A 22,282-nucleotide genomic window follows, 5' to 3' on the forward strand; every position below is an offset into this window, starting at 1 on the left:
AATCAGTTCTGGTAGGAACCGAGGTCGAAGTCGTCGAGCGGGACCGACTGACCGGTGGACGGGCCGAAGTCGTAGTCGTACGACTCGTAGCCGACCATCGAGTACATCGCGGCCTTCGCCTCCTCGGTGGGCTCCACCCGGATGTTGCGGTAACGGTCCATGCCGGTACCCGCCGGGATCAGCTTTCCGATGATGACGTTCTCCTTCAGACCGACCAGCGAGTCGGACTTGCCGTGGATCGCGGCCTCGGTGAGGACGCGGGTCGTCTCCTGGAAGGAGGCGGCCGACAGCCACGACTCGGTCGCCAGCGAGGCCTTGGTGATCCCCATCAGCACCGGACGACCGGAGGCCGGCGTACCGCCCTCGGCCACCACGCGACGGTTCTCCGCCTCGAAGGTGATCCGGTCCGCGAGCTCACCCGGCAGCAGCTGGGCGTCGCCCGACTCGATCACCGTGACCCGGCGCAGCATCTGCCGGACGATGATCTCGATGTGCTTGTCGTGGATGGCCACACCCTGCGACCGGTACACCTCCTGGACCTCGTCCACCAGGTGCTCCTGCGCCTTGCGGACACCCAGGATCCGCAGAACCTCCTGCGGGTCCGGCGTACCCTGCGTCAGCTGCTGACCGACCTCGACGTGCTGACCTTCCTCGATCAGCAGGCGGCCACGCTTCGACACCGGGTAGGCGACCTCCTCGGAACCGTCGTCCGGGGTGAGCACCAGCTTCCGGGTCTTGTCGGTGTCCTCGATCGAGATCCGGCCGGCGGCCTCCGAGATCGGCGCCTTGCCCTTGGGCTGGCGGGCCTCGAAGAGCTCGACCACACGCGGCAGACCGTGGGTGATGTCATCACCCGCGACACCACCGGTGTGGAAGGTCCGCATCGTCAGCTGCGTACCCGGCTCACCGATGGACTGGGCCGCGATGATGCCGACCGCCTCGCCGATGTCGACCGGCTTGCCGGTCGCCAGCGAACGGCCGTAGCACTTCGCGCAGGTCCCGGTCTTGGCGTCACAGGTCAGCACGGAGCGGACCTTGACCTCCTCGACCCCGGCCTCGACCAGCTTGGCGATCGAGACGTCGCCCAGGTCGCTGCCGGCCGTCAGGACGACGGTGCCGTCGGCGCCGGTCACGTCGGTGGCCAGCGTCCGTGCGTAGGCGCTGGTCTCCACGTTCTCGGCGTGCACGACCTTGCCCGACGGGTCCTTCTCGCCGATCTTCTTCGGCAGGCCCCGCTCGGTGCCGCAGTCCTCCTCGCGGATGATCACGTCCTGCGAGACATCCACCAGACGACGGGTCAGGTAGCCCGAGTCGGCGGTCCGCAGCGCGGTGTCGGCCAGACCCTTCCGGGCACCGTGGGTGGCGATGAAGTACTCGACCACCGACAGACCCTCACGGAAGTTGGACTTGATCGGCCGGGCGATGATCTCACCCTTCGGGTTGGCCACCAGGCCACGCATACCGGCGATCTGCCGGATCTGCATCATGTTGCCCCGGGCACCCGAGTGGACCATCATCCAGATCGGGTTGGCCTTCTCGAAGTTCTCCTCCATGGCCTTGCCGACCTCGGCGTTGGCGCCGGTCCAGATCTCGATCAGCTCCTGCCGCCGCTCGGACGAGGTGATCAGACCCCGCTCGAACTGCTTCTGGACCTTCTCGGCCTGCGACTCGTACCGGGCCATGATCTCCGGCTTGGACGGCGGCGTGCTGAAGTCGTCGATCGACACCGTGACACCCGAGCGGGTGGCCCAGCGGAAACCGAGGTCCTTCAGCGCGTCGAGGGCGTTGGCGACCTCGACCTTGGAGTACCGCTCGGCCAGGTCGTTGACGATCCCGCCCAGCTGCTTCTTGCCGACCTCGACGTCGACGAACGGGTAGTCCGTCGGCAGCGCCTCGTTGAACAGCGCCCGGCCCAGCGTGGTCTCCAGCGCGAAGCCGCCGTCCGGCCGCTCGGTGGCACCGGCCGGTACGCCGGACTCGTCCAGACGCAGCGTGATCTTGGCCTGCAGCGACAGCTCGTTGCGGTCGAACGCCATCAGCGCCTCGGCCACCGAGCTGAACGCCCGGCCCTCGCCCAGCGCGCCGTCCTTCAGCATGGTCAGGAAGTAGATGCCGATGATCATGTCCTGCGTCGGCATCGTGACCGGCCGGCCGTCGGCCGGCTTCAGGATGTTGTTGGTCGACAGCATCAGGATCCGGGCCTCGGCCTGCGCCTCGGCCGACAGCGGCAGGTGCACCGCCATCTGGTCACCGTCGAAGTCCGCGTTGAACGCGGAGCAGACGAGCGGGTGGATCTGGATCGCCTTGCCCTCGATCAGCTGCGGCTCGAACGCCTGGATACCCAGCCGGTGCAGGGTTGGTGCACGGTTGAGCAGGACCGGGTGCTCGGTGATGACCTCTTCCAGCACGTCCCAGACCTGGGCGCGCTGACGCTCGACCATCCGCTTGGCGGACTTGATGTTCTGCGCGTGGTTGAGGTCGACCAGCCGCTTCATCACGAACGGCTTGAACAGCTCCAGCGCCATCGCCTTCGGCAGACCGCACTGGTGCAGCTTGAGCTGCGGGCCGACGACGATCACCGAACGACCGGAGTAGTCGACGCGCTTGCCGAGCAGGTTCTGACGGAACCGGCCCTGCTTGCCCTTGAGCATGTCGGACAGCGACTTCAGCGGCCGGTTGCCCGGGCCGGTGACCGGACGGCCACGGCGGCCGTTGTCGAACAGCGCGTCGACGGCCTCCTGCAGCATCCGCTTCTCGTTGTTGACGATGATCTCCGGCGCGCCCAGGTCGAGCAGTCGCTTGAGCCGGTTGTTCCGGTTGATCACCCGGCGGTACAGGTCGTTCAGGTCCGAGGTGGCGAACCGGCCGCCGTCGAGCTGGACCATCGGCCGCAGGTCCGGCGGGATCACCGGGACGCAGTCGAGCACCATGCCCATCGGGCTGTTGTTGGTCGCCAGGAACGCGGTGACGACCTTGAGCCGCTTCAGGGCGCGGGTCTTGCGCTGGCCCTTACCGGTCTTGATCGTCTCGCGCAGGTTGTCCGCCTCGGCCTTCAGGTCGAAGGTCTCCAGCCGGCGCTGGATCGCGGCGGCACCCATGGCGCCCTCGAAGTACTTGCCGAACCGCTCCTTCATGGCGCGGTAGAGGATCTCGTCGCCCTCCAGGTCCTGGACCTTCAGGTTCTTGAACCGGGTCCAGACCTCGTCGAGGCGGTCGATCTCGCGCTGCGCACGGTCGCGCAGCTGCTTGACCTCACGCTCGGCGCCTTCCTTCACCTTGCGGCGGACATCGGCCTTGGCGCCCTCGGCCTCGAGCTGCGCCAGGTCCTCCTCGAGCTTCTTCATCCGGGTCTCGATGTCGTTGTCGCGCCGGTTCTCGAGCTGCTTGCGCTCGACGTCGGTCCGGCCCTCCAACGACGAGAGGTCGCGGTGCCGCGCCTCGTCGTCGACGTCGGTGATCATGTACGCCGCGAAGTAGATGACCTTCTCCAGGTCCTTCGGGGCGAGGTCGAGCAGGTAGCCGAGTCGCGACGGGACACCCTTGAAGTACCAGATGTGGGTGACCGGCGCGGCCAGCTCGATGTGGCCCATCCGCTCGCGGCGCACCTTGGAGCGGGTGACCTCGACGCCACACCGCTCGCAGATGATGCCCTTGAAGCGAACGCGCTTGTACTTGCCGCAGTAGCACTCCCAGTCCCGGGTGGGACCGAAGATCTTCTCGCAGAAGAGACCGTCACGCTCGGGCTTGAGCGTCCGGTAGTTGATCGTCTCGGGCTTCTTGACCTCGCCGTGCGACCACTGGCGGATCTCATCCGCGGTCGCCAGTCCGATCCGAAGCTCGTCGAAGAAGTTCACGTCGAGCACGATGTGTTATCTCCCGTTGCTAAAAATGGTCTGAGTGAGTTGGTTGTTGATCTCAAGCGGCAACCCGCTCAGACCTCCTCGACGCTGTTCGGCTCCCGCCGGGACAGGTCGATGCCCAGTTCCTCCGCGGCACGGAAGACGTCCTCCTCGCTGTCGCGCATCTCGACCCGGCTTCCGTCGGACGAGAGCACCTCCACGTTCAGACACAGGGACTGCATTTCCTTGACCAGAACCTTGAAGGACTCCGGGATACCCGGCTCCGGGATGTTCTCGCCCTTGACGATCGCCTCGTACACCTTGACCCGCCCGACGACGTCGTCGGACTTGATGGTCAGCAGCTCCTGCAGCGCGAAGGCGGCACCGTAGGCCTCGAGGGCCCACACCTCCATCTCGCCGAACCGCTGGCCACCGAACTGGGCCTTACCACCCAGCGGCTGCTGGGTGATCATCGAGTACGGACCGGTCGACCGTGCGTGGATCTTGTCATCGACCAGGTGGTGCAGCTTCAGCATGTACATGTAGCCGACACCGACCGGCTCCGGGAACGGCTCACCCGAACGGCCGTCGAACAGCCGGGCCTTGCCCGATCCGTCGACCATCCGGACACCGTCGCGGTTCGGCAGCGTCGAGGAGAGCAGGCCGGTGACCTCCTCCTCCTTCGCACCGTCGAAGACCGGGGTGGCGACGTTCGTGAACGGCTCGGCCTCGCCGGCGCCGATCTTGATCAGCCGCTGGGCCCACTCTTCCTTGTTGTCCGGGTCGACCTTCCAGCCGCGGCTCGCGATCCAGCCCAGGTGGGTCTCCAGCACCTGACCGACGTTCATCCGGCCGGGCACGCCCAGCGGGTTCAGGATGATGTCGACCTGGGTGCCGTCCTCGAGGAACGGCATGTCCTCGACCGGCAGGATCTTCGAGATGACGCCCTTGTTGCCGTGGCGTCCGGCCAGCTTGTCGCCGACCGAGATCTTCCGCTTCTGGGCGACGTACACCCGGACCAGCTGGTTGACACCCGGCGGCAGCTCGTCGCCGTTGTCGCGGTCGAAGACGCGGACACCGATGACGGTGCCCTCCTCGCCGTGCGGCACCTTCAGCGAGGTGTCGCGGACCTCACGGGCCTTCTCACCGAAGATCGCGCGCAGCAGCCGCTCCTCCGGGGTCAGCTCGGTCTCGCCCTTGGGGGTGACCTTGCCGACCAGGATGTCACCGGTGGTGACCTCGGCGCCGATCCGGATGATGCCCCGCTCGTCGAGGTCGGCCAGCATCTCGTCGGAGACGTTCGGGATGTCCCGGGTGATCTCCTCCGGACCCAGCTTGGTGTCGCGGGCGTCGACCTCGTGCTCCTCGATGTGGATCGAGGTCAGCAGGTCCTGCTGCACGACGCGCTGGGAGAGGATGATCGCGTCCTCGTAGTTGTGGCCTTCCCACGGCATGAACGCGACCAGCATGTTCCGGCCGAGGGCCATCTCGCCCTCGTCGGTGCACGGACCGTCGGCCAGCGGCGAGCCGACCTCGACCCGCTGCCCGGCGTCGACCAGCGGACGCTGGTTGATGCAGGTGCCCTGGTTCGAGCGGCGGAACTTGGCCAGCCGGTAGGTCTGGTACGTGCCGTCGTCGGCGGCGACCTCGATCAGGTCGGCCGACACCTCCTTGATGACGCCGGCCTTGTCGGCCACCACCACGTCACCGGCGTCGACCGCACCGCGGAACTCCATGCCGGTACCGACCAGGGGGGCGTCCGCGGTGATCAGCGGAACGGCCTGGCGCTGCATGTTGGAGCCCATCAGGGCGCGGTTGGCGTCGTCGTGCTCGAGGAACGGGATCATCGCCGTCGCGACCGACACCATCTGGCGCGGCGAGACGTCCATGTAGTCCACGTCGTCGACCAGCACGAGCTCGACCTCACCGTGGCGCCGGCGAACCAGCACCCGGTCCTCGGCGAACTTGTCGTCATCGGTCAGCGCCGCGTTGGCCTGCGCGATGACGAACCGGTCCTCCTCGTCCGCGGTCAGGTAGTCCACCTGGTCGGTGACCTGGCCGTCGACGACCTTGCGGTACGGCGTCTCGACGAAGCCGAACGGGTTCACCCGGCCGTACGTCGCGAGCGAGCCGATCAGACCGATGTTCGGGCCTTCCGGGGTCTCGATCGGGCACATCCGGCCGTAGTGGGACGGGTGCACGTCGCGGACCTCGAAGCCGGCCCGCTCCCGGGACAGACCACCCGGACCAAGAGCCGACAGGCGGCGCTTGTGGGTCAGACCCGCGATCGGGTTGGTCTGGTCCATGAACTGCGACAGCTGGGAGGTGCCGAAGAACTCCTTCAGCGCCGCCACCACCGGACGGATGTTGATCAGGGTCTGCGGCGTGATCGCCTCGACGTCCTGGGTCGTCATCCGCTCCCGGACCACGCGCTCCATCCGGGCCAGGCCGGTGCGCAGCTGGTTCTGGATCAGCTCGCCGACGGTCCGCAGCCGGCGGTTGCCGAAGTGGTCGATGTCGTCTTCCTCGACCACGACCTCACCGGTCGGTGCGGGCAGCTCGGTCTTGCCTTCGTGCAGGGCCACCAGGTACTTGATCGTGGCGACGATGTCGTCGATCGTCAGCACCGCGGTGTCGTGCGCCTCGTCGCGGCCGAGCTTCTTGTTGATCTTGTAGCGGCCGACCTTGGCCAGGTCGTAGCGCTTGCCGTTGAAGTAGTAGTTGTCCAGCAGCGCCTGCGCGGCCTCGCGCGTCGGCGGCTCGCCCGGGCGCAGCTTGCGGTAGATGTCCAGCAGCGCGTCGTCCTGCCCGGAGGTGTGGTCCTTCTCCAGGGTCAGCCGGATCGACTCGTAGTCGCCGAACTCCTCCAGGATCTGCGCGTCGGTCCAGCCGAGCGCCTTCAGCAGCACGGTGACGTTCTGCTTGCGCTTGCGGTCGAGGCGGACGCCGACCATGTCGCGCTTGTCCACCTCGAACTCCAGCCACGCGCCACGCGACGGGATGATCTTGGCGGTGAAGATGTCCTTGTCCGACGTCTTGTCCGGGGTGCGCTCGAAGTACACACCGGGCGAGCGGACGAGCTGGGACACCACGACGCGCTCGGTGCCGTTGATGACGAAGGTGCCCTTGCGCGTCATCAGGGGGAAGTCACCCATGAAGACGGTCTGGCTCTTGATCTCACCGGTCTCGTTGTTCATGAACTCGGCCGTGACGAACAGCGGCGCGGAGTAGGTGACGTCCCGCTCCTTGCACTCGTCGACCGTGTTCTTCGGAGGCTCGAAGCGGTGGTCGCGGAACGACAGCGACATGGTGCCGCTGAAGTCCTCGATCGGGGAGATCTCCTCGAAAATCTCTTCCAGGCCGGACGGGCCGGACAGTTCGGTCCGCCCCTCGGCCTCGGCGGCAGCCACACGGGCCTGCCACGTTTCGTTGCCGACCAGCCAGTCGAAACTGTCCACCTGCAGCGCAAGCAGATCCGGAACCTCGAGAGGCTCGGAAATCTTGGCGAAGGAGATGCGGCGGGAGCCGGAAACGTCGGAAATGCTGTCGGACTGGGGGTTGCGCGAGGCGACCAAGGGGCGTCCTTCCACGGGCTCGCAAAGAATCACTTCGGTGCTGGGAGCGCAGGCCAAGCCACCCCAGTCAAGTCGAGACTCAAGCCGAGGTGGGAGTAAAGGCAGCGCAAAGCAATAGGCTACCCGATACAGGCAAGCCTGTCCAATGGGGTCCGATAGTTTGCCTTCGGACCACCCTTTCCGTCAAGGACCGACCCGGTGTCTCCAGCGAGTAGATCACTCGCGAGCCTCCCGGCGCCCTCCTGGTGCGGAGTCACAAAGAGACTACAGTCCGGCGATCTCCTGGACCAGCCATTGGCCGTCCTTTCGGACCATGGTGAACCGGGTCCGGTTGAGATCCACCCGGGGTTTACCCTGCGTGATCGTGCTGGTGGTGGTCTGGTTCACGAAGATGATCAGCGTGACCCGGTCGGCGTCGCCGTCGCGGACCCCGACCTCGCGGACGTCGGCCTTCACCGTCGCCTTGGTCTTGGTGGCCAGCTCGCCGGCCACCTTCGCGGTCTCGTCGAACTTGCCGGCGAACTCCGGGGTCATCGTCGCCCGCGCCGCGGCGAAGCTCTTGTCGAGGGTCCGGTAGTCGTAGCTGAGCGCGGTCTCGGCCGCCTTCCGCCCGGCCGCGGCAGCCTGGTCACGGGCGTCCTCGGCCTGCTGGCCCTGCCATGCCTTGATCCCGAGCACCACCGCGACGGTCAGCACCAGGACGACGGCCACCCCGAGCGCCGCGGTCAGCAGCCGCCCAAGACCCCGCTTATCGTCACCGTCCGTAACCACCGACGTCTCCGGGACCTTCTCGACGGGGACCTCGGGAGCCTCTGATGTGGCTGGGGTCACATCCTCCGCGGGGGTCTCCAGGATCTCCTCGGAGACCTCGGCGGCGGTTTCGGTGTCGTTCGTTGTCACGTCGGTCGCCGTACCGGCCGGGCGGCGCTGGCCGGCGATCCGGGGACGGTTGCGGGAGCGCTCCGGCATCAGCCCACCACCTGCAGGTCGGCGGTCAGCCATCGGTCCTTCTCCCGGACCATGTCCAGCTTGATCCGGTAGCGGCGCTCGACCCCGTCGGTCGAGGCCGTGTTCGTCACCACCGCGTTCACGATCACCAGCACCTCGGCCGAGTCCTTGTCGTTCGAGACCACCGCGGCCTCCTTCACGTCGCCCTTGGAGGTCGCCTTGTTCGCGAGTACGTCGGCCTTCACCGAGTCGATGCCGGCCTGGAACTCCTGCTTGAACTGCCCGGTGGAGTCGTCCAGGACCCGCTTCGAGTCCGCGTCCCAGGTGTTGTAGTCGTACGTCGTGAAGTCGAGCGCCAACTGCCGTCCCGCCTTGATCGCGCCCTCCCGCTGGGAGTCCTGCGCACTCTGCTTGCGCAGGGCGACGACCGCGATCGTCGCCCCGGCCAGGGCGATGACGAGCAGAACACTGAGCGCCCACGCCAGAATCAGTGGGCCACGCTTGGAAGTCACTTACCGGTCACCGGTCCGAGGATGAGGGCTTTCCAGGAGTCGCTGCCGAGCAGGTCGGCCTGCCCGCCGGTCGAGCCGAGGACGATCTCCGGCGCGCCGCCGGATCCGCCGGCGGCACCGGTGGCCGGGTCGTAGCCGAGGCCGTACCCGGTCCGGTTCAGGTCGCGCGACGACGGGGACGGCTTGTTCTGCGCGCCGCGGACATTCACACCGGTGGCCGGGTTCGCCGTACAGCCGGCCTTGTTGTTGGCCGCGACGTTCGAGGTGTCCTGCGGGATCCGCTTGGTCGTCCCGCCGTACCCGGCCCGGCAGGCGGGCGGGGTGAAGCCGAGCACCAGGCCGAAGTGCGCGTCGTAGTGTCCGTCGGCGTTCTTCGCGGGGACGACGTACCCGCCCATCGCGACCGCCGGATACACCACGAAGAGCTGCTCGACGGCGTCCAGCCGGACCGCGGTCATCTCGCTCACCGTCAGCAGATTACCCAGCAGCACCGCGATGTCCGCACGGTTGTCCTCGATCAGGCCGGTCACCTGCTGCGAGGCGGCCGAGCCCTGGTCGATCACCTGGCGCAGGTTCGCGTCCGAGCTGACCAGGGTGTCGGACAGCAGCGCGAGGTTCTTCGCCCAGGTCTTGATCGCGTCGCCGCTGGCCACCTGGGTGGCGAGCACGGTGTCGCCGTCGTTGATCAGCTTGATCGTCTGCAGCACGTTCGCGTCGGCGTCGTCGATCAGCTTGCCGGAGCTGTCGATGATCCGCTGCAGGTCGGTGCCCCGGCCCTTCAGCGCGGCCCCGAGCTCGCGCACCGTGGTCTGCAGGCTCTCCTTGTCGACGGAGTTCACCAGCTGGTCGAGGTTCAGCAGCAGCTCGGTGGTGTCGATCGGGATCGCGGTGTCCTGGCGGGCGATCCTGGAGTTGTCCTGCAGGTACGGCCCGGTGTCCCGGCGCGGCTGCAGGTCGACGTACTGCTCGCCGATCGCGGACCGGTTCGCCACCACGGCGAGCAGGTCGTTCGGGATCTTGACCTTCCTGTCGATCTCGAGGTTCACGTCGACGCCGTCGGGCAGCAGCTTCAGCTGGCCGACCCGGCCGACCGGCTGGCCGCGGTACGTCACCTCGGCGCCGGTGAAGATGCCGCCGGACTCGGCGAAGCTGGCGCTGACCGTGTAGTCCTCGTCGAACAGCAGCTTGTCGACCTGGGCGTACTTCGCGCCCACGAAGGCGACACCGACGACGGTGATCAGCAGGAACACCATCAACTGGATCCGGACCGTTCTGGTGATCACTGCGCCACCCCCGGCATCAGGGCCCGGGCCAGGTCTGGGTCGAACCCGGACCGGTTGAGCTTCGGCGTACAGACCGGCAGCCCGAGCAGGGTGATGCAGGTCGTCGCGGTCCCGGTCGGCACCGGCAGCGACGGCAGGCCGCCGCTGGTCGGGTTGTGCAGCGGGACGCTCAGCCGCGGGATCGGGATGGACGACGGCCCGGCCGTCGGCAGCTTCAGCCCGAGCAGACCCTGCAGGGCCTTCTGGGTGTTCACGTCGAGCGTGATGCCCAGGTTGGTGAAGTCCCCGCCGACCGCCTTCGCGGCCTGGTCCGGGAACGGGTAGGTGAGTAGCAGTTCGAGCGACTTCGGCAGGTCCTCCCCCGCCTCGGCCAGCTTGGTCAGGATCGGGTACAGCGACTGCAGGTTCGCGACCAGGTCCTTCTGGGCCGAGGTGATCACCCGGGTCGCCGTGTTGCCCAGCGTCGCCAGCGCCTGCAGCGTCTTGACCAGGGCCGCGCGCTGCTTGTCCAGGGTGGCGATCGACGTCGGCAGCGAGTCGATCGCGGTCGCCAGCGTGGCCTTCTGCGCGTTCAGCTTCTTGGCCAGCGCGTCGACCGCGGTGATCGCGGTGACGATCCGCTCCTTGTTCTGGTCCAGGGTGCCGACGAAGGTGTTCAGCTGGGTCAGCACGCTGCGGATGGCCGGCTCGTTGCCGGTCAGCGCCTTGTTCAGCTCCTGGGTGATGATCTGCAGTTGCGCCACACCGCCGCCGTTCAGCAGCAGCGAGAGCGCCGACAGGACTTCCTCGACCTCGACGTTGCTGGTCGTCCGCGACAGCGGGATGACCTCGCCGTTGTCCAGCTTGCCGCGGGGCTGCTCCGACCCGGTCGGGCGCGCCAGCGACACGAACTTCTCGCCCAGCAGGCTGGTCTGACGGATCGTCGCATGCGTGTTGTCCGGCAGGTCGAGGCTCTTCGGCAGCTTGATCCGGACCTTGGCGACGTACCCGTCCAGCCAAACCTTCTCGACCGTGCCGACGGTGACGTCGTCCACCTTCACCGACGACTTCGGCACCAGGTCCAGGACGTCGGCGAACTCGACCGTGACCGTGTACGACGGTCCTTTGATCTTCGCGCCACCGGGCAGCGGCAACGAGTACACGCTGAAGTCGCACCCGGTCAGCAACAGCGCCAACCCGAGCACTCCGGCGACGAACGACGTACGGCGTCTCACTTGACCAGCCCCCCGAGCGTCGGGTCGACCGGGTCCGGGCTGCTCAGCGGCGCCTTGGGCAGCGGGGCCCACGGAGTACCGGCCGGGCCGCCGCTGGCCGGGGCGCTGCCGGTCAGCTGGCTCAGCAGCGGCAGCTTCGGCAGCGCGTCCAGGACCGGCTTCAGCGCCGAACAGGTCGACAGTGGCTGGTTGGCCTGCCGGAGCAGGAAGCAGATGAAGTTCGCCGGGTCGTCCAGCTGGGCCAAGTTGATCCGCTGGTCGAGCGTTCCGTACTGCGGGTTGTAGACGCGGGCCAGGTTGCCCAGGCCGAGCGGCGCGGTGTCGAGCACCTCGGCGATCGCCGCCTTCTCCTTGACCAGGATCTGCGACAGCTCACTGGCGCTGGAGACCGTGGTCTTCACCAGCGCCCGGTTGTCCTTGACGAACGTCGCGACCTCGCCGAGCGCGGTCGCCAGCAGCGACAGCGCGGACGCGAGGTCCTTGCGCTCACCGGCCAGCGTGGTCGAGGTGGCGGCAAAGTTGTTGTTGAACTGCCGGACCAACTGGTCGTTCGCGGCGAGTGCGGACACGAACGTCTGCAACTGCCGGATCGTGCTGAACAGGCTCTGCGAGTTGCCCGCGAGCGTTCCGGTCAGCTTGGACACGTCGGTGATGGTCTGGTTCAGCTTGGCGCCCTGACCGTTCAGGTTCTTCGCCGAGACGTCCAGCAGCCGCGACAGCGCGCCCTGGTCGTTCGCGCCCTTCGGGCCGAGGGCGACGGACAGGTCGTTCAGGCTCTGGTAGATCTGGTCGAGCTCCAGCGGTACGGCGGTCCGGGCGAGCGGGATCTCGGCACCGTCGGCCATCACGTCGCCCTTGGAGTACGCCGGGGTGAGCTGCACGTACCGGTCGGCGACGATCGACGGCGCCGCGATGACGGCCTTGGCGTCGGCCGGCACCTTGTGCTTGGCCTCCCACCAGAACTTCACCCGCACGGTCCGCCCGGCCGGGGTGACGCTCTCCACCTCGCCGACCTTGATCCCGAGGATCCGTACGTCGGAGCCCGGGTACACCGACACCGCGCGCGGGAAGTACGCCGTCGCCGTGACCCGATCGGGTTTCGGCCACAGCGTCACCACGCTGACCGCGAGGATCACCAGGACCACCGCGATCGCGATCAACCGGGAGAACGAGGCGATCTTCATCAGCCGCCACCTCCCAGGATCGGCGGCAGGCCGGGAATCGGGACCTTCGGCGCCGGGATCTCCGGGACCGGGACCAGGTTCTGCACGTAGGTGTCGAACCACGGGCCGGTGCCGAGGGTGTTGGTGAAGACGCGGACGAACGGCGCCAGGCCGCGGATGCTCGCGTCCAGGTCGTTCTGGTTCTTCAGCAGAACCGCGAGTACAGCGTTCACCTTGGTCAGCGTCGGGCCGAGGTCCTTGCGGTTCTCCCGGACCAGCGCGGTGATCTGCGCGGACAGCTTCTGCGTCGACACCAGCAGCTGGTGGATCAGCGCCCGCCGGGCCTGCACGGCCTGGAACACGGTGTTGCCGTCCTTCATCAGCTTGATGAGCTGCTGGTTGCGGTCGGCAAGCACCTTGGTGACCACGTTCGAGTGCTGCAGCAGCAGCTTGAGCTGCTCGTCACGTTTGGCCACGTTCTGGGAGAGCCGGGACAGACCGGTGAGCGACGCCTGCACCTCTTCCGGGGTGTTCTTGAACGTCGCCGACAGCGTGTCCAGCGCCTTGGCCAGCTGCGCGGTGTCGATCCGCTCGGTCGTGTTGGCGAGATCCGAGAACGCGTCGACCACGTCGTACGCCGAGACCGTCCGGGCCAGTGGGATCTCCGAGCCGGGCTTGAGCCGGCCGCTGCCGGCCGGGTCCAGCTTCAGGTACTTCTGGCCGAGCAGCGTCTTGATCTTCATCTCGGCGCCGGTCTGGTCGCCGAGCTTCACGCCCTTGTCCACCACGAAGTCGACCCGGACGTGGGTGCCCTCGAGCTCGACCTTGCGGACCTGCCCGACCCGGACGCCGGCCACCCGGATCTCGTCGTTCGGCTTCAGCCCACCGGCCTCGGAGAACTGCGCCGAGTACTTCGTCCCGCCGCCGATCAGCGGCAGGTCCTGCGCCTTGAACGCGGCCAGCATGATCAGCCCGATCACCGTCAGCCCGACGACACCGATCGTCACCTGGTTCTGTTCGCGGAAAGGCTTCACGGCGTGACCCCCCTCGGATGTTGGTGCGTAGCTCCGGTGTCCAGGTGGGTGCATCGCAAGGCGGAGGAGGGGCTCGATGCGGGTTTCATCGTGCCCCGACGACAACGCGGCGAGGTGCCCGCCTGGGCGCCGGAGATGCGTGCCGAATATTCGAGGGGGGTCACGGCTTCTTGCACCTCGCCGAGTTGTTGTCGTAGGCGACCGGGATGCGGGTGCCGATGGGCAGCGTGACGTTGCCGTCGAAGTTGCACAGGTAGAAGTTGAACCAGGAGCCGTACGACGCGGTCCGGGTCATCGTGTTCAGCTTCTCCGGCATGTTCTGCAGCGTCTTCACCCAGATCGACTGGGTGTCGTCGAGGGTGGTCGCGACCGTGCGGAGCTTGTCCAGATCCGCCTTGATCGGCACCCGGGTCTGCTGCAGCAGGCCGGCGGTCTTGGTGTTCAGCGAGTTGATCGAGCCGAGACTGCTCAGGATCGGGTTGATGTCCTGGCTCAGCCCGGTGATGAACTGCTGCAGGTTCACCAGCAGCTGGGAGAAGTTCTGCTGTCGTTGGGAGACGATCTGCAGGGTGGCGGTCAGGTTCGTGATCAGGTCGCCGATCACCTGGTCCGCGTCGGCCAGCGTGCTGGTCAGCGAGGCCGTCTTGGCGAGCAGCGACTCGATCGTGCCGCCCTCGCCCTGCAGCACCTTGATCACCTCGAAGGCGAACTGGTTCACGTCCGCCGGGGTGAGCGCGGTGAACAGCGGCTTGAACCCGTTGAACAGCACCGACAGGTCCAGCGCCGGCGCGGTCCGTTCCTTCGGGATGATGCCGTTCTTCTTCAGCCGCGGGCCGCCGCCGACGCCGTCGGTGAGCGCGATGTACCGGTTGCCGACCAGGTTCCGGTAGCGCAGCGTGGCGTGCGTGGAGGTGTCGATGACCTGGTCGGAGTCGACGCTGAACGTCACCATTGCCAGGGTGTCCTGGTACAGCGCGATCTTGTCGACCTGGCCGACCTTCACACCGGCGATCCGAATGTCGTCACCCTTGTTCAGCCCGACCGCGTCGGTGAACACGGCCCGGTACTTCGTCGTCGGGTTGAAGCTGATGTTGCCGATCGTCACCGCCAGCAGCGCGGTCGCGATCGTGGTGACGACGACGAAGATCGCCAGCCGCACGGTGTCGAGCGAGGTCTTCTTGTCCAGGAGCTTCACTTCAGATTCACCTGCCCTCCACGGAGCAGGGGCCCGACCATCAGCGTGGTCAGATCCGGGACGTCGCTCGGCGACAGACCCATCTCCGGTGCGACGACCGAGTCGATCACCTGCTGCTCGGCCGGCGTACCGACGCCCTGGGTGTCCATCGCGAAGCCCGGCATCGCCCGGTTCAGCTGCAGGTTCAGCGGGAAGCGCTGGTCCTTGTTGTGGTCGCCGATCACGCCGTCGTCACCGGTGATGTACGGCGCCGGGTTCTCCTGCGTGTACGGGCCCGGCTTCGAGCCGGGGTGGCTGTAGTTCTTGCCGACACAGGTCGGGCCGCGGTGGTCCTTGTACGCGGGCAGTTCGTTCGGCTCGTACGGCGTCGGCTGGTTGGTGATCAGCTCGAGGTTGATGTTCAGCCGGCCGTCGCGGAACGTGTCGTTCAGGATCGGGGCGGTGTCGGTCATCACCTTGAGGAAGCACGGCACCTCGGGCGAGTACTTCTCCAGCAGGTCCAGCACCGGCCGGCTCACCTCACCGAGCCGGATCACCCGGTCCTCGTTCTCCTTCAGGAAGGTGTTCCCGGTCGAGGACAGCTTCTGCACGTCGACGAAGAACGACTCCAGCTGCACCTGCTTCTCCACCACCGTGTTGCCGGTGATCGTCAGGTTCCGCAGCGCGCGGACGAGGTCCGGCGTCGCGTCGCCGTACAGCTGGGCGACCTGGGTGAGCTTGGTCAGCGCGTCCATCAGCTTCGGGACGTTCGGGTTCAGCTTCTTCAGGTACGCGTCCAGCTGGGTCAGCGTGCCGGCGATCTCGGCGCCGCGGCCCTCCAGCGCGGTGGCCAGCGTGTTCAGGGTGGCGTTCAGGTCGGCCGGGTCGACCGCCTGCAGCAGCGGGAGCGCGTCGTTCAGCACCTTCTCGATCTCGATGCCGACCGCGGTCTTGTCCCGGGAGATCACGTCACCGGCCTTGATGTGCTGACCTTCCGGCCCGCTCGGCGGGACCAGGGCGACGTACTTCTCGCCGAACAGCGTCTTGGGCAGGATCCGGGCGGTGACCGCGCGGGAGATCTCGTCCACCTGGTCCGGCTTGAGCGCCAGGTCGATCGTCGCCTCGTCGCCGTCGGTGGAGACCCCGCGGACCTCGCCGACGATGATGCCGCGCAGCTTCACGTCGGCGTGCTCGTTCAGCTGCAGGCCGATGTGGCTGGTCTTCAGCTCCACGTCGACGGTCTTGGTGAAGACCTTGGCGTAGAAGGCGTAGGTCAGCCAGAGCAGGAAGCACAGCACGCCGATGAACGCGACGCCGAGCACCTTGTGCGAGATCAGTCTGGTCATCGCGTCACCCGGCCAGCCTGACGGTGGTCGTCGTACCCCAGATCGCCATCGACAGCAGCAGGTCGACGACGTTGATGACGACGATGGACGTCCGTACGGCGCGGCCGACGGCGACGCCGACTCCGGCCGGACCGCCGGTCGCGTGGTAGCCGTGGTAGCAGTGCACCAGGATCACCAGCACGGAGAAGACGAGCACCTTCCCGAACGACCAGAGCACGTCACCGGGTGGCAGGAACAGATGGAAGTAGTGGTCGTACGTGCCCGTGCTCTGCCCGTAGAACGTGGTCACGGTGAGCCTGGTGGCGAAGTACGACGACAGCAGGCCGACGACGTACAGCGGGATGACCGCGACCAGGCCGGCGATGATCCGGGTGGTCACCAGGAACGGCAGCGACGGGATCGCCATCACCTCGAGGGCGTCGATCTCCTCGCTGATCCGCATCGCGCCGAGCTGCGCGGTGAACCCGCAGCCGACCGTCGCGGCCAGCGCGATCCCGGCGATCAGCGGGCCGATCTCGCGGGTGTTGATGTACGCGCTGACGAAGCCGGCGAAGGCCGACGTACCGATCTGGTTCAGCGCCGAATAGCCCTGCAGGCCGACCTCGGTCCCGGTGAAGAAGGCCAGGAAGGTGATCACGCCGACGGTGCCGCCGATCACCGCGAGCGCCCCGGTGCCCAGCGTGACCTCGGCCAGCAGCCGGAAGATCTCCTTGCGGTACCGGGTGATCGACTTGCCCGACCAGGCCAGGGCCTTGATGTAGAAGGCCAGCTGCTCGCCCAGGCGATCGAGCGAGTTGAGCGGCTTCTTCACCAGCGTGTCCACCAAGGCCGACATGTCAGGCCCCCTTCGGCGGGACGAGCTGGAAGTAGATCGCCGTCATCGAGAAGTTCGCGACGAACAGCAGCATGAAGGTGATGACGACGGACTGGTTCACCGCGTCGCCGACACCCTTCGGGCCGCCGCCCGCGTTGACACCCTTGTACGACGCGACGACCGCCGCGATGAATCCGAACACCAGGGCCTTCGCCTGGCCCTGCCACAGGTCGGGCAGGTGCGCGAGCGCGGTGAACGAGGCGATATAGCTACCGGGCGTTCCGTCCTGCAGCACGACGTTGAAGACGTAGCCGCCCATCACGCCGACCACACTGACGAAGCCGTTCAGGAAGAAGGCGACCAGCATCGTCGCCAGCACCCGCGGCACGACGAGCCGCTGGATCGGGTCGATGCCGAGCACCATCATCGCGTCGAGCTCCTCGCGGATCTTGCGCGAACCCAGGTCGGCGCAGATCGCGGAGCCGCCGGCGCCGGCGATCAGCAGCGCGGTCGCGATCGGAGAAGCCTCCCGGACGACCGCGAGTACGGCGGCCGAACCGGTGAAGGCCTGCGCGCCGAACTGCTTGATCAGGCCGCCGACCTGTAGCGCGATCACCGCGCCGAACGGGATGGCGACCAGCGCGGTCGGGATGATCGTCACGCTGGCGACGAACCAGGCCTGCTGCAGGAACTCCCGGAGCTGGAACGGCCGCCGGACCGAGGCCCGGGCGGTGTCGAGAGCGAAGGAGAACAGGTTGCCGGCGTGCTTCAGGGGGGCGGTGGCGGAGACAGTCACGTGGCCCCCACCCGCGTGTCGGCGAAGGATCCTGGTGGCGGGGTGACGCCGTTCTCCCGGCACCACTCGCCCGGCGGGCGCTGGGTCGGCCGGAGCATGCCGCTGCTGGGCAGCTGCTGGATCGGGATCGGCGGCAGCGGGGGCAGCTCCTGGCCGGCCTCGGCGGCGAGCTCGTCGGCGTCCTTCTCCTCCGACATGCCGATCGGGCCGATCATCTGGGCGTTCAGGAACTGCCGGACCACCGGCTCCTCGCTGGACAGCAGCATCTCGCGCGGACCGAACATCGCCAGGTGCTTGTGGTAGAGCATCCCGATGTTGTCCGGCACCGTCCGCGCGGTGTTCACGTCGTGGGTGACGATCAGGAAGGTCGGCCCGAACGCCTCGTTGAGGTCGATCATCACCTGGTTCAGGAACGACGTCCGCACGGGGTCGAGACCGGAGTCGGGTTCGTCGACGAGCAGGATCTCGGGATCGAGCACGAGCGCGCGGGCCAGGCCGGCCCGCTTGCGCATCCCGCCGGAGATCTCGCCCGGCAGCTTCTTCTCCGCGCCGACCAGACCGACCATCTCCATCTTCTCCATCACGATGGAGCGGATCTCGGACTCGGACTTCCTGGTGTGCTCGCGGAGCGGGAAGGCGACGTTGTCGTAGAGGTTCATCGAGCCGAACATCGCGCCGTCCTGGAACAGCACGCCGAACAGCCGGCGGACCTCGTACAGCTCGCGCTCCGAACAGGTGGCGATATCCGTGCCCTCGATGAACACGTGGCCCTTGTCGGGCTTGAGCAGACCGATCAGCGTCTTGAGGAAGACGGACTTGCCGGTGCCGGACGGGCCGAGCATCACGCAGATCTCACCGGCCGGCAGAGTCAGGGACACGTCGCCCCAGATCAGCTGGCTTCCGAAGGACTTCGTGAGACCTTCGACGCGGACTTCTACGCCCACCGGTCCTCCTCACGGGAATGTCTGTCTGGCCCCGAACCGACGAGTTTCTGCCCGGTCCAACGAGGCACGGTCGCCTAGGTTACGCGCGAGTACGGTTTTGCGTAACCCCCGCATGTCAAGCGATTGACCGGCTGTCACGCTCCGGTCAGGTCCGTCACGCTGTGCTGATCGGCACACGGCTGCCGGTGATCTTAGCGGCTGCCGAGGTCCCGGAACGCGGTACCCCACCGAGACCACCGGTCAAACTGGTATCGCAGCGCAACTCTCCCGGCACACAGCGCGAGCACGGGTCCGAGATCTGTCCGGGATTCCGGCCGAAAGCTAGCTTCGATGAAAGGGATCGGCACCACCGAGGAGGGGGATCCACGGATGAGCATCGAACGACGGACATTTCTGAGGGGAAGCGCGGCCCTGGCGGGCGGTGTGCTCGCGGGCGGACCGTTCCAGGGTTTCGTGGCCCGGGAGGCGGTCGCCGACGAGCTGGGCAACACGCCGTTCCGGACGCTGCGCGCCATCCCGGACCAGCGCGACGGCGTCGTCCGGCTGCATCTGCCGGAAGGATTCGCGTACCGGTCGTTCCACGACACCGAGTTCCCGGTCGTGCTGCGTGACGGCACGAACCTGCCCGGACGGCATGACGGCATGGGTGCGTTCCAGGGCCGCAACGGCAACGTGCTGCTCGTCCGCAACCACGAGCTGAACAATCCGGGCGCGCCGTTCGGACCGGGTACGCCGTACGACGCCATGGCGCAGGGTGGTACGACGACCGTCGAGGTGACGCGCTTCGGTGCCGTCGTCGACGCCTACACCAGCCTGAACGGCACGATGATGAACTGCAGCGGCGGGATCATGCCGTGGGGCAGCTGGGTCACCTGCGAGGAAACGGTGAACGGGCCGGACGTCGGACCGGACTTCACCGGGGCCTCGAACGTACCGCTGACCAAGCCGCACGGATTCGTCTTCGAGGTCCCGGCCGGCGGCCAGGCGGACCGGCAGCCGATCACCCACGCCGGCCGGTTCGCGCACGAGGCCGTCTCGTTCGACCCCGGGACGGGGATTCTCTACCTGACCGAGGACAACTTCGCGTTCCCGTCCGGCTTCTACCGCTACCTCCCGCGCCGGAACCCGATGACCAGTGGGCGGCTCGAGGACGGTGGCCGGTTGCAGATGCTGGCCATCAAGGGCAACCCGAACCTGAACCTGGCCGCCGAGCAGCCGCTGCGGGCGACGTACGACGTGAAATGGGTCGACATCGACGACCCGGCCCCGACCTTCCCGTACACACCGGGTCAGACCGCGCCGACCACGAACGACCAGGCCCTCGTGTACGTCGGTGACCAGGGTCGTGCGCGAGGTGCGGCGTACTTCTCCCGGCTGGAAGGCCAGGTGTACGACGACAACGTCGTGTACTTCTGCTCGACGCAGGGTGGTGGCGTGGCCGAGACCGGTCCGGATCCGGTCGGTGGCTACGGCAACGGTTTCGGCCAGATCTGGGCGTACCACACCCGGGCGCAGAAGCTGCAGCTGATCTACCAGTCGCCGAACCGGGCGACGCTCGACTTCCCGGACAACGTCACCACCAGCCCGCGGGGAACCCTGGTGCTCTGCGAGGACAACACCGAGGACAACTACCTGCGCGGCCTGTCCCGCGGCGGTCAGCTGTGGGACATCGCGCTGAACCGGCTCGTCAGCAGCACCGGAGCTCCCCGGTTCGGCGACGAGTTCGCCGGCTCGACCTTCAGCCCGGACGGGCACACGCTGTTCGTCAACATCCAGGCCAGTCGCGGCATGACGTTCGCGATCTGGGGCCCCTGGCACCGAATCGGCGTCTGATCGTCTCGGCACGGGGGTGCGCAGATCGTCCGGCTTGAGCCTCGCGACGTTGTCGGCCGGCATCGTCGCGTTGCTCGCGGTCTGGATCGTCGAGGTGGGATCGATCCCCGGCGAGCAGCGGGTGCTGATCCGGTTCCACGACGCCGGCGGTACGACGGTCGAACGGCTCGCCCAGCTCACGACCGACATCACCGATCTGGCTCCGCTCGCAGCACTCACGGCCGTGTTGCTGACCGTCGTTCTCGCCCTGCGCCGGTGGATGGATGCCGCGGTCTTCGTGGTGGGAGTCGGTGTCGTCTGGGCGGTCAACCCGCTGCTGAAGGAGATCGTCGGCCGGCCGCGGCCCGACATGTGGCCCCTGCCGGAGACGGTCTCGCAGTACGGGTTCCCGGCCGGTCATGCCGCCAACACCGCGGCCGTGGTCGCCATCGTGGTGCTGCTGCTGCGCGTCCGGCGCCGGCAGGTGATCTGGCTGGCGGTCGGCGGCCTCATCCTCGTGATCGTCGGGCTGTCCCAGCTGGTGCTCGGACTGCACTACCCGTCCGACCTGGTGGCCGGTTGGTTATGGGCGTTCGCCTGGGTCGGGTTCGTACACAACATGACGAAGGGCGGCCCTGGGTAGGACCGCCCTTCGGCGTACTGCTGGATGTGCGGCTCGCGCCGCACGGGTCACTTCAGGGTGACGGTGGCGCCGGCGCCCTCGAGGGCCTCCTTGGCCTTCTCCGCGGCAGCCTTGTCGACCTTCTCCAGGATGGCCTTCGGGGCCGACTCGACCAGGTCCTTGGCCTCCTTCAGACCAAGGCTGGTGAGACCGCGCACCTCCTTGATGACCTGGATCTTCTTCTCGCCGGCGCTCTCGAGAACGACGTCGAACTCGTCCTGCTCCGCGGCCTCTTCGGCAGCGGCGGCCGGGGCGCCCGGGGCGGCGGCCACGGCGACCGGGGCGGCGGCGGTGACGCCGAACTCCTCCTCGAACGCCTTAACGAACTCCGACAGCTCCAGCAGGGTCAGTTCCTTGAACTGGCCGAGGAGCTCTTCGGTGCTGAGCTTCGCCATGGTGGCGGTCCTTCCGTAAACATGTTGCTGGGTGATCACTGATGGGGGTGTTGCGTGGGAGATGCGTCAGCTCTCGGCCGGCGCGGTCTCCTCGGTGCTCGCCTCGGCAGGTGCCTCGACCGTGTCCTGCACGGCCGGCGCCTCGTCCGCCACGGGGGCGTCCTCGGCCGGCAGCTTGTCCTGCAGCGCCGCGAACAGGCGCGCGGCCTGCGACAGCGGAGCAGCGAACAGCGACACCGCTTGCTGCGGAGCCGCCTTCATCGCACCTGCGAGCTTCGCGAGGAGAACCTCACGCGACTCCAGGTCAGCGAGTTTGTTGATCTCGTCGGTGCCGAGTGCCTTGCCTTCCAGCACACCGGCCTTGATGACGAGCAGGGGATTCGCCTTGGCGAAGTCACGCAGGCTCTTGGCCGCAACCACCGGGTCGCCCTTGATGAAGGCGATGGCCGACGGACCCTCGAGCAGCGAGTCGAACGACTCGACACCCGCGTCCTTGGCCGCGATCTTGGTCAGCGTGTTCTTCACCACGGCGTAGTTCACGTCGTCACCGAGCGCAGTACGCAGTTGCCGCAGCTGCGCCACGGTGAGTCCGCGGTACTCGGTCAGCACGGCGCCGTTCGAGCTACGGAACTCGTCCGTGAGCTCGGCGACAGCGGCTGCCTTGTCCGGCCTCGCCATGGGGTCTCCTTCTCTTGGCTTCCTTGCCTCGACCCCTGGAAAAGGAAAACGCCCCTGCGCAGGCGCAAGGGCG

17 protein-coding genes are annotated in these 22,282 nt (G+C 67.4%); 2 read left to right on the forward strand and 15 right to left on the reverse strand.

Annotated features, from left to right (window positions below):
- Positions 1-2: 2 nt before the first annotated feature.
- From ACZ6O0_RS22710 to ACZ6O0_RS22770, 13 genes are all read right to left on the reverse strand, one after another.
- A complete protein-coding gene (locus ACZ6O0_RS22710; RefSeq protein ID WP_465766938.1) occupies positions 3-3,863 on the reverse strand; it encodes a DNA-directed RNA polymerase subunit beta' in 3,861 nt (1,286 codons plus the stop codon).
- 68 nt (positions 3,864-3,931) lie between these two features.
- On the reverse strand, positions 3,932-7,414 hold the full coding sequence (gene rpoB / locus ACZ6O0_RS22715) for a DNA-directed RNA polymerase subunit beta (RefSeq protein ID WP_465766939.1): 3,483 nt from the start codon (positions 7,412-7,414) through the stop codon (positions 3,932-3,934).
- 264 nt (positions 7,415-7,678) lie between these two features.
- Positions 7,679-8,416 carry a hypothetical protein gene (locus tag ACZ6O0_RS22720; RefSeq protein ID WP_465766940.1) on the reverse strand — a complete coding sequence of 246 codons (738 nt, stop codon included), beginning with the start codon at positions 8,414-8,416 and terminating at the stop codon, positions 7,679-7,681.
- Positions 8,383-8,874, reverse strand: a complete 492-nt coding sequence (locus ACZ6O0_RS22725; protein WP_465766941.1) for a hypothetical protein — start codon at positions 8,872-8,874, stop codon at positions 8,383-8,385. Before ACZ6O0_RS22725 ends, ACZ6O0_RS22720 begins: the two co-directional genes overlap by 34 nt.
- Positions 8,871-10,157, reverse strand: a complete 1,287-nt coding sequence (locus tag ACZ6O0_RS22730) for an MCE family protein (RefSeq protein ID WP_465766942.1) — start codon at positions 10,155-10,157, stop codon at positions 8,871-8,873. Before ACZ6O0_RS22730 ends, ACZ6O0_RS22725 begins: the two co-directional genes overlap by 4 nt.
- Positions 10,154-11,371, reverse strand: coding sequence for an MCE family protein (locus ACZ6O0_RS22735; RefSeq protein ID WP_465766943.1), 1,218 nt, complete (start codon positions 11,369-11,371; stop codon positions 10,154-10,156). The genes ACZ6O0_RS22730 and ACZ6O0_RS22735 overlap by 4 nt, the downstream gene beginning before the upstream one ends.
- Complete coding sequence (locus tag ACZ6O0_RS22740; RefSeq protein WP_465766944.1) at positions 11,368-12,555, reverse strand: MCE family protein; 1,188 nt, start codon at positions 12,553-12,555, stop codon at positions 11,368-11,370. The genes ACZ6O0_RS22735 and ACZ6O0_RS22740 overlap by 4 nt, the downstream gene beginning before the upstream one ends.
- Entirely contained in the window at positions 12,555-13,568 is a 1,014-nt protein-coding gene (locus tag ACZ6O0_RS22745; protein WP_465766945.1) for an MCE family protein, read from the reverse strand. The genes ACZ6O0_RS22740 and ACZ6O0_RS22745 overlap by 1 nt, the downstream gene beginning before the upstream one ends.
- Before the next feature lie 160 nt (positions 13,569-13,728).
- Complete coding sequence (locus ACZ6O0_RS22750; RefSeq protein ID WP_465766946.1) at positions 13,729-14,763, reverse strand: MCE family protein; 1,035 nt, start codon at positions 14,761-14,763, stop codon at positions 13,729-13,731.
- On the reverse strand, positions 14,760-16,088 hold the full coding sequence (locus tag ACZ6O0_RS22755; RefSeq protein WP_465766947.1) for an MCE family protein: 1,329 nt from the start codon (positions 16,086-16,088) through the stop codon (positions 14,760-14,762). Before ACZ6O0_RS22755 ends, ACZ6O0_RS22750 begins: the two co-directional genes overlap by 4 nt.
- 4 nt (positions 16,089-16,092) lie before the next feature.
- Complete coding sequence (locus ACZ6O0_RS22760; RefSeq protein WP_465766948.1) at positions 16,093-16,923, reverse strand: MlaE family ABC transporter permease; 831 nt, start codon at positions 16,921-16,923, stop codon at positions 16,093-16,095.
- A gap of 1 nt (position 16,924) precedes the next feature.
- Positions 16,925-17,698, reverse strand: a complete 774-nt coding sequence (locus ACZ6O0_RS22765) for an MlaE family ABC transporter permease (protein ID WP_328526098.1) — start codon at positions 17,696-17,698, stop codon at positions 16,925-16,927.
- A complete protein-coding gene (locus ACZ6O0_RS22770; RefSeq protein WP_465766949.1) occupies positions 17,695-18,642 on the reverse strand; it encodes an ABC transporter ATP-binding protein in 948 nt (315 codons plus the stop codon). Before ACZ6O0_RS22770 ends, ACZ6O0_RS22765 begins: the two co-directional genes overlap by 4 nt.
- Before the next feature lie 369 nt (positions 18,643-19,011).
- Here ACZ6O0_RS22770 and ACZ6O0_RS22775 point away from each other — a divergent pair, with 369 nt between their 5' ends.
- Both ACZ6O0_RS22775 and ACZ6O0_RS22780 read left to right on the forward strand, forming a co-directional pair.
- Entirely contained in the window at positions 19,012-20,475 is a 1,464-nt protein-coding gene (locus tag ACZ6O0_RS22775) for a PhoX family protein (protein ID WP_465766950.1), read from the forward strand.
- Positions 20,476-20,509: 34 nt separating this feature from the next.
- On the forward strand, positions 20,510-21,097 hold the full coding sequence (locus ACZ6O0_RS22780) for a phosphatase PAP2 family protein (protein ID WP_465766951.1): 588 nt from the start codon (positions 20,510-20,512) through the stop codon (positions 21,095-21,097).
- A gap of 47 nt (positions 21,098-21,144) precedes the next feature.
- Here the strand turns inward: ACZ6O0_RS22780 and rplL are convergent, their stop codons facing one another.
- A complete protein-coding gene (gene rplL / locus ACZ6O0_RS22785; RefSeq protein WP_465766952.1) occupies positions 21,145-21,531 on the reverse strand; it encodes a 50S ribosomal protein L7/L12 in 387 nt (128 codons plus the stop codon).
- Positions 21,532-21,597: 66 nt separating this feature from the next.
- A complete protein-coding gene (gene rplJ, locus ACZ6O0_RS22790; protein ID WP_465766953.1) occupies positions 21,598-22,209 on the reverse strand; it encodes a 50S ribosomal protein L10 in 612 nt (203 codons plus the stop codon).
- Positions 22,210-22,282: the final 73 nt, after the last annotated feature.

This window comes from Kribbella sp. NPDC048837 (assembly GCF_055586945.1).

Coding starts and splice junctions, on each gene's coding strand:
- ACZ6O0_RS22755 (WP_465766947.1), bottom strand. CDS start 16,088: ATGACCAGACTGATCTCGCACAAGGTGCTCGGCGTCGCGTTCATCGGC.
- rplL (WP_465766952.1), bottom strand. CDS start 21,531: ATGGCGAAGCTCAGCACCGAAGAGCTCCTCGGCCAGTTCAAGGAACTG.
- ACZ6O0_RS22720 (WP_465766940.1), bottom strand. CDS start 8,416: ATGGCTGACCGCCGACCTGCAGGTGGTGGGCTGATGCCGGAGCGCTCC.
- ACZ6O0_RS22740 (WP_465766944.1), bottom strand. CDS start 12,555: ATGAAGATCGCCTCGTTCTCCCGGTTGATCGCGATCGCGGTGGTCCTG.
- ACZ6O0_RS22775 (WP_465766950.1), top strand. CDS start 19,012: ATGAGCATCGAACGACGGACATTTCTGAGGGGAAGCGCGGCCCTGGCG.
- rplJ (WP_465766953.1), bottom strand. CDS start 22,209: ATGGCGAGGCCGGACAAGGCAGCCGCTGTCGCCGAGCTCACGGACGAG.
- ACZ6O0_RS22760 (WP_465766948.1), bottom strand. CDS start 16,923: ATGTCGGCCTTGGTGGACACGCTGGTGAAGAAGCCGCTCAACTCGCTC.